Origin of the sequence: Veillonella absiana, assembly GCF_032970865.1 — a bacterium.
In the GTDB taxonomy this organism is placed as follows: Bacteria; Bacillota; Negativicutes; order Veillonellales; family Veillonellaceae; genus Veillonella; species Veillonella absiana.
Map to the genome: position 1 here is coordinate 18,599 of NZ_JAWJZB010000010.1, position 15,070 is coordinate 33,668.

Annotated in this window: 19 protein-coding genes; 18 read left to right on the forward strand and 1 reads right to left on the reverse strand. The window is 37.1% G+C overall.

Annotated features, from left to right (window positions below):
- Positions 1-2: 2 nt before the first annotated feature.
- From thrB to RVY80_RS08755, 4 genes are all read left to right on the forward strand, one after another.
- Positions 3-923 (forward strand): homoserine kinase, encoded by a 921-nt coding sequence (gene thrB, locus RVY80_RS08740; RefSeq protein ID WP_295189775.1) that lies wholly within the window; start codon positions 3-5, stop codon positions 921-923.
- 170 nt (positions 924-1,093) lie between these two features.
- Positions 1,094-1,948: a zinc metalloprotease HtpX gene (gene htpX / locus RVY80_RS08745; RefSeq protein WP_317330280.1), complete on the forward strand. Its 855-nt coding sequence runs from the start codon at positions 1,094-1,096 to the stop codon at positions 1,946-1,948.
- A gap of 109 nt (positions 1,949-2,057) precedes the next feature.
- The gene (ndk, locus tag RVY80_RS08750; RefSeq protein WP_295189782.1) at positions 2,058-2,468 is read left to right on the forward strand and encodes a nucleoside-diphosphate kinase; all 411 of its coding nucleotides are present in this window, start codon (positions 2,058-2,060) and stop codon (positions 2,466-2,468) included.
- A gap of 25 nt (positions 2,469-2,493) precedes the next feature.
- Positions 2,494-2,997 (forward strand): cob(I)yrinic acid a,c-diamide adenosyltransferase, encoded by a 504-nt coding sequence (locus tag RVY80_RS08755; protein ID WP_295189784.1) that lies wholly within the window; start codon positions 2,494-2,496, stop codon positions 2,995-2,997.
- 103 nt (positions 2,998-3,100) lie between these two features.
- Here the strand turns inward: RVY80_RS08755 and RVY80_RS08760 are convergent, their stop codons facing one another.
- Positions 3,101-3,436, reverse strand: coding sequence for a hypothetical protein (locus tag RVY80_RS08760; protein WP_295189788.1), 336 nt, complete (start codon positions 3,434-3,436; stop codon positions 3,101-3,103).
- Between the two features lie 67 nt (positions 3,437-3,503).
- Here RVY80_RS08760 and cobU point away from each other — a divergent pair, with 67 nt between their 5' ends.
- From cobU to RVY80_RS08830, 14 genes are all read left to right on the forward strand, one after another.
- On the forward strand, positions 3,504-4,079 hold the full coding sequence (gene cobU / locus RVY80_RS08765) for a bifunctional adenosylcobinamide kinase/adenosylcobinamide-phosphate guanylyltransferase (protein WP_295189791.1): 576 nt from the start codon (positions 3,504-3,506) through the stop codon (positions 4,077-4,079).
- The gene (locus RVY80_RS08770) at positions 4,072-5,595 is read left to right on the forward strand and encodes a cobyric acid synthase (protein WP_317330282.1); all 1,524 of its coding nucleotides are present in this window, start codon (positions 4,072-4,074) and stop codon (positions 5,593-5,595) included. Before cobU ends, RVY80_RS08770 begins: the two co-directional genes overlap by 8 nt.
- A 20-nt stretch (positions 5,596-5,615) precedes the next feature.
- Positions 5,616-6,614: an adenosylcobinamide-phosphate synthase CbiB gene (gene cbiB, locus RVY80_RS08775; RefSeq protein ID WP_317330283.1), complete on the forward strand. Its 999-nt coding sequence runs from the start codon at positions 5,616-5,618 to the stop codon at positions 6,612-6,614.
- The gene (gene cobS / locus RVY80_RS08780) at positions 6,611-7,480 is read left to right on the forward strand and encodes an adenosylcobinamide-GDP ribazoletransferase (protein ID WP_317330285.1); all 870 of its coding nucleotides are present in this window, start codon (positions 6,611-6,613) and stop codon (positions 7,478-7,480) included. Before cbiB ends, cobS begins: the two co-directional genes overlap by 4 nt.
- A gap of 45 nt (positions 7,481-7,525) precedes the next feature.
- A complete protein-coding gene (locus RVY80_RS08785; protein WP_310746374.1) occupies positions 7,526-8,404 on the forward strand; it encodes a GHMP family kinase ATP-binding protein in 879 nt (292 codons plus the stop codon).
- A 17-nt stretch (positions 8,405-8,421) separates the two neighbouring features.
- Positions 8,422-9,549 carry a pyridoxal phosphate-dependent aminotransferase gene (locus RVY80_RS08790; RefSeq protein WP_295189807.1) on the forward strand — a complete coding sequence of 376 codons (1,128 nt, stop codon included), beginning with the start codon at positions 8,422-8,424 and terminating at the stop codon, positions 9,547-9,549.
- An 87-nt stretch (positions 9,550-9,636) separates the two neighbouring features.
- Entirely contained in the window at positions 9,637-10,272 is a 636-nt protein-coding gene (locus RVY80_RS08795) for a histidine phosphatase family protein (RefSeq protein ID WP_317330289.1), read from the forward strand.
- Between the two features lie 59 nt (positions 10,273-10,331).
- Positions 10,332-11,027 (forward strand): pseudouridine synthase, encoded by a 696-nt coding sequence (locus RVY80_RS08800; protein ID WP_295189811.1) that lies wholly within the window; start codon positions 10,332-10,334, stop codon positions 11,025-11,027.
- A gap of 49 nt (positions 11,028-11,076) precedes the next feature.
- Entirely contained in the window at positions 11,077-12,150 is a 1,074-nt protein-coding gene (locus tag RVY80_RS08805) for a M24 family metallopeptidase (protein ID WP_317330291.1), read from the forward strand.
- A 15-nt stretch (positions 12,151-12,165) separates the two neighbouring features.
- Positions 12,166-12,723: an elongation factor P gene (efp, locus tag RVY80_RS08810; protein WP_295189817.1), complete on the forward strand. Its 558-nt coding sequence runs from the start codon at positions 12,166-12,168 to the stop codon at positions 12,721-12,723.
- Between the two features lie 139 nt (positions 12,724-12,862).
- Positions 12,863-13,219 (forward strand): Asp23/Gls24 family envelope stress response protein, encoded by a 357-nt coding sequence (locus RVY80_RS08815; RefSeq protein WP_295189819.1) that lies wholly within the window; start codon positions 12,863-12,865, stop codon positions 13,217-13,219.
- Positions 13,220-13,239: 20 nt separating this feature from the next.
- Positions 13,240-13,659 (forward strand): Asp23/Gls24 family envelope stress response protein, encoded by a 420-nt coding sequence (locus tag RVY80_RS08820; RefSeq protein WP_295189822.1) that lies wholly within the window; start codon positions 13,240-13,242, stop codon positions 13,657-13,659.
- Positions 13,637-14,044: a transcription antitermination factor NusB gene (gene nusB, locus RVY80_RS08825; RefSeq protein WP_317330293.1), complete on the forward strand. Its 408-nt coding sequence runs from the start codon at positions 13,637-13,639 to the stop codon at positions 14,042-14,044. The genes RVY80_RS08820 and nusB overlap by 23 nt, the downstream gene beginning before the upstream one ends.
- Positions 14,041-14,979, forward strand: a complete 939-nt coding sequence (locus tag RVY80_RS08830; RefSeq protein WP_295189828.1) for a Kae1-like domain-containing protein — start codon at positions 14,041-14,043, stop codon at positions 14,977-14,979. The genes nusB and RVY80_RS08830 overlap by 4 nt, the downstream gene beginning before the upstream one ends.
- The last annotated feature ends 91 nt before the right edge of the window (positions 14,980-15,070 follow it).

Sequence of the window (15,070 nt, forward strand, 5' to 3'; positions counted from 1 at the left end):
CTATGAATCAAGTAAAGGTCCAAGTGCCTGCAACAAGTGCAAACTGTGGCCCAGGATTTGATTGCCTAGGATTAGCATTACAACTCTATAATTATTTTACCTTTACCCCAGATGAAAGTGCTAAAGCATATAGTTATACATTTACTGGTTTTGGTGCTGATCTCCTTGAGAAGGAAGATCCTGCTAAAAATCTCATTGGTTTTGCCATGGAACAATTGTTTGCAAAGGCACAAGAACCAGCTATTCATGGTCACATTCAATCTGACACTATGATTCCGCCATCTCGTGGATTGGGAAGTAGTAGTACAGCTATTGTTGGTGGTCTGTTACTCGCTAATGCTTTAGTATCTAAACCATTGAGCAAAGAAGAACTACTCCTTATTGCGAATCGTATGGAAGGTCATCCAGATAATGTGGCACCAGCGATTTATGGTAGTCTCTGTTGTGCTAAGGGCTTAAAGGATAAAGTGTTAAATACTGTAATTACTGTACCAGAGGAACTCCATTTTGCTGTAGTAGTGCCAGAGATAATTGTTTCTACTGAGTATGCGCGTTCCGTATTACCAGCTCATGTACCATTTAAGGAAGCGGCTCATAATGTTGGTAATGCAGCATTATTAGTAACTAGTATGATAACTCATCAATTGGAGAATATAGGTGAAGCTTTAGAGGATCATTTACACGTACCATACCGTAAAACTTTGATTCCACATTGTGATGAAGTCTTTGCGGCAGCTAAAATGGCTGGTGCCTATGGATCGACTATTAGTGGATCTGGTTCTACATTGATTGCCTATGTTCCTAAAGAGTCCGTAGCAGCCGTGGCAAAAGCTATGGGTGATGTTTTTACTTGTCATGGTGTGGAGAATAAAACCTACACCTTAATGGCTGATTCGCAAGGGGCTTCAGTAGTGGAAGAATGATGTATTACTTTATTATTACTAATTTTCATAAATTTAGTATATAAGGATTATTGCTACAATATGACGTATTAACAATCATAAATAAGCGGACAATACTGTATATTGTCCGCTTTTATGGTATAATAATATAAGTTATTGTATGTTTCAATGACACATTTATGGAGGAAACAATGAATAGTATAAAAACAGCAGCATTATTAGCCTTAATGTCCGCTATACTAATGGCTTTTGGCCAATATATTGGTGGTTCTAGTGGCCTGATGGTTATGTTCGCTATCTCAATGGGGATGACGTTCATGAGCTACTGGAATAGCGACAAAATTGTATTATCGCAATATAATGCTCGACAAGTAACACAACAAAATGACGTATTATATCAAACTGTTGCTAAATTAGCAAAGAATGCTAATTTGCCAATGCCCAAGGTTTATATCATTCCATCGGATATACCAAATGCCTTTGCTACAGGTCGTAATCCTGAACATGGTGCGGTAGCAGTAACAACTGGTATTCAAAGTATGTTAACTCAAGATGAAATGGAAGGGGTATTAGCTCACGAATTAACACATATCAAACATCGTGATACTTTGATTAGTACAGTAGCTGCAATGATGGCTAGTGCTATTGCTATGTTAGCAAATGTAGCCCAAATGTTCGCCATCTTTGGTAGTAGTAATGATCGTCGTGAAGGGAGTAATCCTATTGCATTATTAGCGATGGTTATTTTAGCTCCATTAGCAGCATCTTTGATTCAAATGGGGATTTCCCGCTCCCGTGAGTACATGGCAGATGAAGGCGGTGCAGAGATTTCTGGTAAACCATTATCGTTGGCTTCTGCATTGGCTAAGATTGATCATTATTCTAAATATGGTGCATTACCACATTCATCTGAAGCAACGGCTCACATGTTTATTATCAATCCATTGGGCAGTGTAAAGTCTATGATGAGTGGTTTGTTCAGTACGCATCCTAGTACTGAAGAACGTATTGCTCGTTTGAAAGCATTAGCTGCTAAGCAAGGATAAATTATTACATTAAGATATTTGTAATTACATGTCATGTATCGTAATGAAGTATTGTAAATTCAATTTGTAAGATCTTTTTATATAATTTTTTATATTAGGAGGTAAAATCATGCAAGAAACTTTAGTATTAATTAAACCAGATGGTGTTCGTCGTCAATTGACAGGTGAAATTCTTAATCGTTATGAACGTAAAGGTCTAGTTATTAAAGCCTTGAAGTTAATTGATGTGCCTCGTGAATTGGCAGAAGAACATTATGCAGAGCATAAAGAAAAACCATTCTTTGGTGAACTTGTTGATTTTATTACATCTGGTCCAGTGGTAGCGTTTGTTCTTGCTGGCAAGGATGCAGTAGTTAATGTTCGCAATTTAAATGGTGCTACTAATCCTTTGGATGCAACACCAGGTAGTATTCGTGGTGATTATGCACTAACTATGGATTCCAATGTAGTACATGCATCAGATTCTCCAGAATCTGCATCTCGTGAAATTGGTTTATGGTTCCCAGAATACGTTAAATAATTTTTCACACTGATAGGAGGTTAACATGGCAAGTAGCGTATATACAAAAACTGGTGATAAAGGTATGACATCTTTATTTACAGAAGAACGTGTAAGTAAATGTTCTGACCGTGTTGAAGCTTATGGTAGTATTGATGAACTCCAAGCATTCCTAGGCCTAGCGCGTGCTCATTCAGAGAAACAAGTAATACAAGATGAACTGTTAGCCATTGAAACTGAGTTATGGTTATTGATGGCTGATGTAGCAAGTCTTAATCAAGCGGCAAAGATAACAGAAGACTCCGTTCTTCGCTTAGAGGAGACTATTGATAAATTTGATGCATCATTAGCACCATTAGACAAGTTTATTTGCCCTGGAGATAAACAATCCTCATCGTATCTACATGTGGCACGTACGGTTGCTAGACGTGCAGAACGTCAAATGTGGCGTGTATTAGAAAATGAAGCGGTTCATGAAAGTAACTTACGTTATTTGAATCGCTTATCAGATCTTTGCTTCATCATGGCTCGTGTTGAGGAAGAAGTATAACAACAAAAAAAGCTATGTTTCAGAACATAGCTTTTTGACTTTTTATAGTTGACGCAAACTTAGAGATTACTTTATATGCAGTCAATACAGTAAATGTGGTATTTTAATTGGAAATTGTGGTATTTAATACATCCTCAGGACTTGGATAGTAAAAGAATACTTGTTGAATTTGATATTGGAATTTTTCTCGTAAGAGGGCTGCTAATGTGCTTTCAAAGGATAAGATTTGATTAGCATCAAAATTAAAGTCTTCAACGAGAGCTAATAGTTGTGGCTCTACTTGTGGTGCATTAGGTGGCAATACATCTTCTGGTAACGGAGTATTTACAACGACACGGACAGTGGCTAAATATTGTTGTTGACCATCTTCAATGGCTACACGATATGTATTTTCCCATAAGGTGGCCATCAATTTAATTTTCATATTCATAATTTCCATAATATATCTCCTTTTGTTTCTATTGTATTTATCATACTCAAATTTGTAACAATTGTATAGGTACTATATGGCACATATTATTTTATGCTCCGGTGGGGCACGCAGTGGTAAAAGTGAATTTGCAGAAAAATTAACGCTCTCCTTTGAGGGACAAAAAGGGTATGTGGCAACTGGCCAAGCTTTTGATGATGAAATGAAAGACCGCATCAAGCGGCATCAAGAACGTCGTGGTAGTATATGGTTAAATTATGAAATACCTTTACGATTACATGAAGAATGGACTGTCATAGCGAAATCTTGTGATGTGATTTTGGTTGACGATTTAACTATGATTACTATGAATCATATTATGGAGCATGGTGAATTACAAACACAAGAAGATGCTAATGCATTAGAAGAAGAAATCATGCATGATGTAGAGGCTTTATTGGATTTTATTCAGATTGATGAGGATAAAACTATCATCTTTGTAACGAATGAGTTAGGTCTAGGCATTGTGCCAGAAAATAAATTAGCTCGCTATTTTAGAGATATTGCGGGCCGTGTGAATCGTGCCGTAGCCGATAGGGCGGACAAAATGTATCTTACTATTAGCGGTGTAACGATAGAATTAAAATCTCAGGAGGTTCATATTAATGGCTAATAAAATTATGTTTCAAGGCACTAGCTCCAATGTAGGTAAAAGCATCCTATGCACAGCATTGTGCCGTATCTTATATAGAAAGGGATATAAAACAGTTCCTTTCAAAGCTCAAAATATGGCCTTAAATTCATACGTTACTAAATGGGGCGATGAAATTGGTCGTGCCCAAGTAGCTCAAGCAGAGGCTGCAGGTATTGACCCAATCGTTCAAATGAACCCTGTATTATTAAAACCAACTGGTAATCAATCCTCTCAAGTAGTTTTAATGGGGAAACCAGTGGGCGTATATAGCGCTAACGAATATCATACTAAATATTCCCTTACAGCTCTTGATAAAGTACAAGAAAGCATTAATTTTTTAGATGATAATTATGAAATGATTGTCATTGAAGGGGCGGGTAGTCCTGCAGAGGTTAACCTTAAGGCCAATGACATTGTAAATATGCGAATTGCCAAGATGACGCAAGCGCCTGTTATGCTCATCGCTGATATTGACCGTGGTGGGGCTATTGCATCTATCGTTGGTACATTAGAATTACTTGAACCAGAGGAACGTGACCTCATTAAAGGCATCGTTATCAATAAATTCCGTGGTGATATTAAATTATTAGAACCAGCCTTAGATTTTATTGAACAAAAGACGGGGAAAAAGGTTGTGGGGGTTATACCTGCTATTGAGAAACTTGATATCGATGAAGAAGACTCTGTGGCATTAGAGCATAAAAAACATAAAGGATCTCGGGATATTCAAATTGCTGTATTGCAAACACCTAAAATTTCTAACTTTACAGATTTTGATGCTTTAAATTACGAACCAGATGTAGCCGTTCGATTTGTTGGACCTGGCGATGAATTGGGAAATCCTGATTTAATCATTCTTCCAGGATCTAAAAATACATTGGCAGATTTAACATATTTGAAAGAATCCGGTTTAGCAGAACAAGTAGCAGAAAAAGCTAAAGATAATACACCAATTATCGGCATCTGTGGTGGTAACCAAATGCTAGGCACCATGATTTATGATCCCCATCATGTAGAAGGGGATATCGAAGATATCGAAGGTCTTGGCCTTGTGCAAACCACAACGACTATGAAGGATGTTAAGACTACGCATCAAGTAACATTTGACGTGGATAATTTGCAATTCCTCAATGGTACTTTCAGTGGCAAAGGTCTTGTGGGCTATGAAATTCACATGGGCGATACAGAACCAAATTCTGATGATGTGACGCGAGCTTTCACCATTACTAGTCGTAGTGAAAATCCTGTGAATGTATTGGATGGTTTCGTTGACGGAGCCCATCAAATTATGGGATCCTATATTCATGGTATATTTGACAATGATGAATTCCGTCGTTTTATTATCAATGAGTTACGCATGAAAAAAGGGCTAGCGCCATTAGAAGTTGTATTTAAGTATTTTGAGCATAAAGATGCTGCATACAACCGTCTAGCCGATGTGGTGGAAGAATCCTTGGATATGGATTACATCATGGGCTTGTTAAATGAGCAATAATAAATTTTAGGAGAGTACTGATGGATATTTGGCAACAAATAGCAGATGGTTTTGTGAAATATAGTTATTATTGTATTCCACTATTGGCCTTTCTGTTGGATTGTCTCATTGGAGATCCGCAAACGAAATATCATCCAGTAGTGGGCATTGGTAAATTAATTTCGCTCTATGAAAATTTACTATATAAGGCGAGTGATTCTAATGCTCGTAAATTCCTCTATGGTATGTTTACAGCATTATTGACGATTATTACGGTGATTATCATTAGTGTCCTCATACTTGCTATGGCATCAGCCATTAATCCTTGGCTTGAATACGTCATAGAGGTCATCCTAGTATATATTTCTATTAGTCCCCGTGCCTTGGCGAAGGCTGGTAATGAATTAGCACGATTGCTGAAGCAAGGCCGTCTTGAAAAAGCACGCTTTAAATTGTCTTGGATTGTAGGCCGAGATACAGCTGATCTTGATGAAAGTGAAATTACTCGTGCTACCATTGAAACTATTGCAGAAAATACGGTGGATGGTATTTTATCTCCTTTATTTTTCTTTATTTTATTTGGACCATTAGGAGCTATTGCTTATCGTGCAACAAATACACTAGATTCTATGATTGGCTATAAGAATGACAAATATATGTTTTTTGGTCGATTTGCGGCTAAACTAGATGATTTGGTTAATTTAATTCCTGCTCTAATTGGCTTGTTTTTATTTACCCTAGCTGCCTTTATTTTACAAGATGATTGGCGTAGCGCTTGGCGTATTGGCTGGAGAGATGCCCGTAAACATCCAAGCCCTAATGGGGGATATGCAGAGGCACCAGTAGCTGGCGCTCTTCATATTCGTCTAGGGGGTTACAATCAATATTTTAATCGTATGACTTTTAGAGAATATATGGGGGATCCTTTAACACAAATGAAAGGTTACCATATTACGAAGACCATACGACTTATGTATGTGTGCACCTTGCTAATGATTTCACTTACAATAATTTTAACTTATGGAATGATACAGTTATGAAACCCTTTTGGATAGCTTTACAATTTTTAACACGATTAAAAATCGTTAATCAAACAGAATGGACCGTTGAGGACTTTGGTAAATCTGTATTAGCATTTCCGGCAGTGGGACTTATTATCGGGCTATTTATGGTAGCTGTATACGCTTTGTTGGAATCCCATATGCCGCATCAATTATTGATGCTTGTCCTCGTTGTATTCGAATTTCTCTTTACAGGGGGACTTCATGCAGATGGATTTATAGATACTTGTGATGGTCTCTTTTCCGGGCGTGACCGTGAAAGAAAACTAGAAATCATGAAAGATAGCCGCATTGGTTCCAATGGTGTAGTAGGCTTTGTATTTTTAGTGTTATTAAAATGGCAATTGCTTACAGCCATGGAGTCACAGTGGTTACTCGTAGCAAGTCTTATATGTATGCCATTATTTAGTCGTTATACGATGGCCTTCAGTATTATTAGTTATCCCTATGCTCGTAAAGAGGGGATGGGAAAGGCCTTTAGTGAATATGCACCAACCCATACACGTTTATATAATACAGTATTCATAGCAGCTTTATGGTTGCTTATAATCTGCGTGGCTATTGGCTTATTATTAATAATGGCAAATACTATTGAAACGTCGGTGACACAATATGGTATTTTACCATTTGAAGTTTCTAAGTTAATGTTCATTGGTTTATTATTAGCATCATCTTTATTTTATATATCCCAATGGGTTGTGGCACTAGTAACTAATAAGGTGGTTAATAATTATATCGTTAAACACTTAGGTGGTACTACTGGTGATACTTATGGTTTTGTTACAGAATTAACAGAGATTGTATTGTTATTAGCCGCATTATTCTTTGGTGGCTTTTTAGATTAATTATAGTAACAGATTAGTAAATTATTAGATTAGGAGCGTTTTACATTGACATATTATGTGCGCGCCCCAGGAACATGTGGGGAGTTTATTCAAGGGTCTATAGGAGGGCAGTCCTTTTTAGTGACCTGTCCAATTAATAGATACTCTTATGCATTGAGTCAAGTGAAACATCCACTGCATGGCTATCATTGTTCACTGCAACCAAAATCTATGTTGGCGAAGCATAAAACACTGGACTACTTTGGTATTTCTCGAGAACTATCAAAGGAAATCTATGTACGATCAGATATTATTCAAGGAAAGGGCATGGCCTCTAGTTCTGCGGATATCAGTGTATCAGCTATGGCCACAGCATTAGCTCATGGTCACACTTTAAGCCTTAAGGAATTAGAGAAAATATGTCTATCCATTGAACCAACGGATGCGGCCTTTTATCCAGCTATTGTCCAATTTGATTATATTCATGGTCAAATATCTGAATCTCTTGGTATATGTCCACCAATGAAAATCGTCATCTTTGATGAAGGCGGGACTATAGATACGGTATCCTTTAATCAGCAACCTGATTTACAAGAAAAGATTAGAGAAAAGGAGCCACTCATCAAAGAAGCCTTAGATTACTTTAAGGACGGTCTTGCCACACATGATATTTCATTAATTGGGCAAGCTGCTACATTGAGTGCTTTTGCTAATCAACGTATATTGCCGAAGATGAATTTATATGACTTTCACGAAATCGGGGCTAATTTAAATAGTGTTGGTATTATCATTGCTCATAGTGGGACTATAATGGGATTATTATTTCCTAATGATTACAGTGGTACAAAAGAGTGCATTAATGAAATCCAGAGTCAAATTCCGACACTACAGTATGTGGATACAGTGGAAACGACGTGTGAAGGGATTACCTATATTAAACGATAATAATGGAGGCGTTATAGATGAAATATGGACATGGCGGCAATGTATTTAAATTTGCCCAATTACATCAAATTGCGGTGGAGGATGTCATCGATTATAGTGCGAATATAAATCCTCTAGGACCTAGTGAGTCAAGTATGGGTGTAGTAGCAGAGATGTTACCGATGGTTTCTCATTATCCAGATCCTAATCAAACAGAACTACTAGATGCTATTGAACGCGTTTACAAGATGCCTAAAGAACATATTGTAGCTGGCAATGGGGCTGCTGAATTATTGTATGCTATTTGCCGTTTGCCTGGTTATACAGGCTGTTTTGTACCAGCTCCTGGTTTTTCTGAATACCGTCTAGCTGCTGAGACAGCTAATATTCCTGTGCGTGATACATTTTATATGCCCCGTGAAAGTGCGGAAGGTGACCACTATTTTGAAGTACCATATTTAGCATTGCAAACATTTGCAGCTAAATTAAAGGGCCAAGATGGTCGAATTATCTGTTTTTTAGGTAATCCTAATAATCCTGATGGTACATTGCTTGAACGAGAACATGTAAGAGTTCTTGCGGGGATGTTACGTGATGCCAACAGCTTGCTTGTTATTGACGAATCCTTTATTGATTTTGTGGGGACAGAACCATTAGGTGATAATCCACATAGTTTACGGGATTTAATCTTTGAATTTGATAATGTTATAGTTGTTCATTCATTAACAAAATTTTATGCAGTACCGGGTTTGCGGGTAGGTGTATTATTTGCACCTAAGATCTTACAACCAAAATTGAAAGAATTAATTCCGACTTGGTCTGTAAATACGTTAGCTCAAACCTATGCTACATTGTCTGTAGATGATACAGAGTATGTTGAAAAAACTAAGGCTGTTGTGTGTGATGAAAAATCGTATATGTATACTGCATTATCTGCTATCCCTGCATTAACCGTGTACAAGCCAAGCGTTAATTTTATGTTGCTGAAAATCAACACACCAAATAAAACTGTTGAGCAATTACAAGAGTATTTAGGTGATTCAAATATTCTCATTCGTTCCTGTGCTAATTATGAAGGCCTTGATGAACAATGGTTTAGAGTGGCTATTAAAACTCGAGAGTCTAACGAAATTTTAGTGAAAAAATTACAATTATTTTTCAGTTAGTACAAGTCTTTTTAATGAAGCTTATTAGTACAAATATTTTCTATTAATGGATGTAGTGTAACTATTTAGTTTAGGAATTATAGCATAATGAAAACTATTTATTTTGTTCGTCATGGCGAAACAAATTGGAATAAAGAAGGGCGTTATCAAGGTATAACGGATATCCCTTTAAATGAAAAAGGCCTCGCTCAAGCAGTTGCTTGTCGTGATGCTCTAGCGAATGTGCATTTTGATCGTATCATTTCTAGTGATTTATCTCGTGCATTGGTAACGGCTGAAACCATTCGTGGTGATCGCCATATTGATATTGTAACGACTTCAGGCCTAAGAGAAGTAAACTTTGGTGATTGGGAAACACTTACTATAGATGAAATTGAAGAAAAATGGCCAGGGCAAATTTTTGAAATGTATCGTCGACCTGAAAAAATTCAATTACCTAATGGTGAAAGTTTTGAAGAAGTTGGAGAGCGTGCATGGGCTCTATTGCAAGCTTTTATTGAAGCGGTCGAGGAAGATGAAACTATTCTTGTAACTTGCCATGGTGGTACTATTAGGACCTTAATTTGTAAATTGTTACATTTACCAGTAAGTTATTCCTGGAATTTTAGTCAAGGTAATACTGGCATTAACCGCATATTTTATAATGGTATGGGTGAAGATGATCACAATATTTTGAATCTATTAAATGATACAAAACATGCTGATGTACTGGATATGAAATAAATACAATATATTACAAGTACAGGTGTGATCTGTATGTTATATATGAAATAAGGATACCCATGAGAATTGATAAATTTTTAGCTAATCGTGCCTATGGAAGTAGAAAAGAAGTACACGATTTACTAAAAAAACGCTTTGTCACAGTTAATGGAGAGATTATTACAAAAAAGGATTTTTCCATTAATTTAGATACTGACAGTATTAAAGTTAACGGTTTTGAAGTACCAAAACAGGAAATATTTTATATAAAATTTCATAAGCCCGCTGGCCTTATTACAGCTGTAGATGATGTTTCTCATCGGACGGTAATGGATGTATTGCCACCAGAATATAAAAAGATGGGTGTGTTTCCAGTAGGGCGATTAGATAAGGATACAGAAGGGTTATTACTGTTAACAAACGATGGTGTTTGGGCCCATAAGGTTATTAATGGCCGTAAACATGTGCCAAAAGTATACTATTTAGAGTTTAATGGAGAACTCAGTGAAGATGGTTTGAGACGTATTCGTGAGGGTATACTTCTTGGTGATGGAACACAGTGTAAACCGGCTGAGATTTTTCTGATTAATGATAGCAGTGCGCGTATTACTATTGAAGAGGGCAAGTACCATCAGGTAAAACGGATGATTGGTGCTGCTGGCGGTACGGTAACGTATTTAAAACGAGAATCTATTGGCGATATCACACTTGATGATATTAAAGAAACAACGCAATATATTGATTTGAGTGAAAATGAAGTTAATCTGTTCATTTAAAAGGTTTTATGGTATCATTAATTGTACTTTATAGACTAGGAGCTTAATTATGAATGGATTACAACGCCTACAGGCGCATTTACAAGAACAACAGTTAAATGGCATGATCATCATGAGTCCTATAAATCTTCATTATTTTGCTGGGTTTACAGGTACTACTGCATTTGCTTTTGTTACAGAAAATACAGCTCATATCATTACTGATTTTAGGTATACTGAGCAAGCCACACAGCAATGTGAAGGCTATACAGTGATTCAGTATGAAACAAATGTATGGGACTCATTGATTGATATTTTAAATGAATATCATATTCATGGTGGTGTCATTGGTATTGAAGGTAAAGACATGCCAGTTGATACGTACGAATTACTATGTGATGCATTAGATGAACATTTTGATTTTACATCTATTAACCTACAAGAACTTCGTGCTGTGAAACGTCCCGATGAACTTGTACTCATGCGCAAGGCTGCGAATATCGCAGACGAAGCATTTAGGGTTTTATTGACAAAGTTAACACCTGGCATGAGTGAAAATGAAGCACGCATTATATTAGAAAGTGAAATGTTAATGCGTGGTTCCACGGAACCTTCTTTTGCAACCATTGTAGCTTCTGGACATCGTTCTAGCATGCCACATGGTGTAGCATCTGATAAAATCATTGAAGCTGGTGATTTTGTAACCTTTGACTTTGGTGCTGTCTATGGTGGATATCATTCCGATATGACACGTACTGTGGTTATGGGACCAGCATCAGATTTGCAAAATAAATTATATGATATTGTATTGCGAGCTCAACTCAAAGGCGTAGAGGCAGTTCGCCCAGGCCTGAGTGGTGTTGACTTAGATAAAATTTGTAGAGATTCTATTGCTGCAGATGGTTATGGCGATTGCTTTAATCATGGGTTAGGACATGGCGTGGGGTTAGATATTCACGAATTACCGGTAGCCTCACCTAAATCAGATTCAGTATTAGAAGAGAATATGATCATTACGGTAGAACCTGGCGTCTATATTTCAGGTGAAATCGGATTGAGAATAGAGGATAGTGTAGTTGTCACAGCGGATGGTTGTGAAATATTAACACATACCCCAAAAGAGTTAGTTGAAATAAGTATTTAGAAGGAGAAGATTTAGATGATTTCCAGTAATGATTTTCGCCCAGGCGTAACTATCGAGCTAGAAGGTAATGTGTGGCAAGTTGTAGACTTCCAACACGTAAAACCAGGTAAAGGTGCAGCATTTGTTCGTGTAAAAATGAAAAACTTGCAAACTGGTTCCGTTGTAGAACGTACTTTCAATGCTGGTGAAAAAGTTCCTAAAGCTCATGTTGATCGTCGTCGTATGCAATATTTATATGAAATGGATGGCGCTTATACATTCATGGATAACGAAACATACGATCAAGTTGAACTTAACGAAGAACAATTAGGCGATGCTAAAAACTTCCTTCTTGAAAATATGGAAGTATCCATCATGTTCTTCCAAGGTATCGTTATCGGTATCGATTTGCCAGTAGCAGTAGAACTTCGTGTAGTTGAAACTGATCCTGGTATTCGTGGCGATACTGCTACTGGTGGTAATAAACCAGCTAAATTAGAAACTGGTTATGTTGTAAAAGTTCCTCTCTTCATCGAAGTTGATGATGTACTTCGTGTTGATACAAGAACTGGTCAATATATCGAACGTGCCTGACACTATTAGGATATAGTGGAGGCTAGATCTTTTAAAAAGAATGCATTCCACATATCTTACTATGCACATAACAGTAAGCACTTGTCATCTATTTAATTACATATAGGGACAAGTGCTTTTTTTATAGAAAGGTTCCACCTTGAGAAATAAAGAGTTAGAAGCAGGCAAAATAAAAATCAGTGATGATGTATATGCTACCATTGTTACATTAGCAACATTAGAGACAAAAGGTGTCCATAGTATGTCCTCTACCTTCAATGATGGTGTTAGCACATTTTTTGGCGTGAAGCATGAGTATGAAGGTGTAAAGATTTCATTTTCAGATACAGATGCAATTTCTGTAACTGCTTATATTTGTGTCAAATATGGATATCGAATTCCCGATGTGGCATTACGTTTACAAGAGCATATAAAAACAGCTCTCGTAGATAGCACCCAAATCGAAGTAGAGACCATTGATATTGTGGTACAGGAAGTTATATTTGAGGATATATAGTCACAATCAAGGAAAAAATTATGGATACTGAATCTAATACAAAATTCCAATATGGTTTAGATATGGCAACCGTCGAAATTGCGGATTCCGTAGTTTTAGAGGTAGCCACTAAGGTTGTACAAAATGTACCTGGTGTACATGCATTAAGCCCACGATTCTATGATGAAATAGTAGATGGCATTGTGAATCGGTTTGGTCAAAAAACTTTACCAGGTATTAATATTAAACATCGAAAAGGGTTTCTCGAGATCAATTTATATGTAAGAGTGTATTATGGACAGAATATAGTTGCCCTAGCTGAGCTTTTACAACAAGAGATTCGTGAAAATTTAAAAAATATGCTCGACCTTTATAATGTAAAAGTAGATGTACATATTGAGGGGGTTGAGCCCATTAATACAAAGGAGATTAGCTCTAATGGCAGTAACAAAACGGAATAGACGTCAAGCACGTCAACATGCATTTCAAGTGATATATGCTCATGAATTCCATGATGAACCTAGTGCTGTATCCTATCCTGATGGAGAAGAGCAGGGGAATATGGATACAACTTATGCAACAGCAATAGTTGATGGGGTATTGGCACATGTAACAGAATTAGATGCCATTATTCAAGAACATTCATTAAAACGTAAGGTGGAACATTTAGATAAAGTAGATCGTTCTGTATTACGTTTAGCAATTTGGGAAATGAAATTTTCACCTGAACCATTAGATCCATCTATTGCCATTAATGAAGCCATTCAATTGGCAAAGGATTTTGGATCTGATAATTCCTATAAATTAGTTAATGGTATTTTGGACGGTGTAGTTAAAGGCAAATGAAACAGTACTTTCTAGGCATTGATACGAGTTGTTATACAACGAGTTGTGCTATCGTGGATGAACAGGGCCAAATTCATGGGGAAGCCCGAAAAATTCTAGATGTTAAATCTGGAGAACGAGGCCTACAACAATCGAATATGGTATTTCAACATACACGGGCACTACCTAAATTGATCCAAGAATTACCACAGTTACCAATTTCTGGTATTGGGGTCAGTGCTTTTCCACGTCGTGAAAAGGATTCCTATATGCCTGCATTTTTAGTAGGCCGTGGACAGGCACAAACGTTATCTCATATCATGAATGTTCCACTTTATGAATTTTCCCATCAAGAAAATCACATTCTAGCAGCTATACGTTCATTGGGAATGGTGCCGAAGGAGCCATTTTTGAGCCTTCATTTATCAGGTGGTACAACGGAATTATTACATTGTACCTATGATGAAAGTGGCTTTTTTGATGTGAAACTCATTGGCGGTGCTATGGATTTACAAGGAGGCCAATTTGTAGACCGTGTAGGTGTTGCATTAGGTTTGCCTTTTCCAGCAGGGAGTCATTTAGAGCAATTAGCGCTAGAGTCTGACGCTTATGATGCATTGCCAACCTCTGTGAAGAACGGATATATTAGTTTTGGTGGTCCTTGTAGCGAGGCATTACGTCGTATCGAAAAAGGGGTAGACCCTAAGAATATGGCTCTGGCGCTGTTCAAGTGCATTGGTCGTTCATTGGAAAAACTCTTTGATTACCATATTAAACAATATCCTGTCTCTACAGTTATCGCTGTAGGCGGGGTTATGAGTAATTCCTTATTGCGTTCTAGATTAGAACAACATTTACGACGTAAAGGGATTACCTTATTATTGGCAGAACCACAATTTAGTGTGGATAATGCCACAGGCGTTGCCTATGGCGCATCGCTTTTACACAACAAATAAGCCTATGATACATCGCTAATAATAAGTGATATCATATGTACTACAGATTAGAATTTTTAAAGTAGCAGAATCATATCTGCAGTGGTAAAGG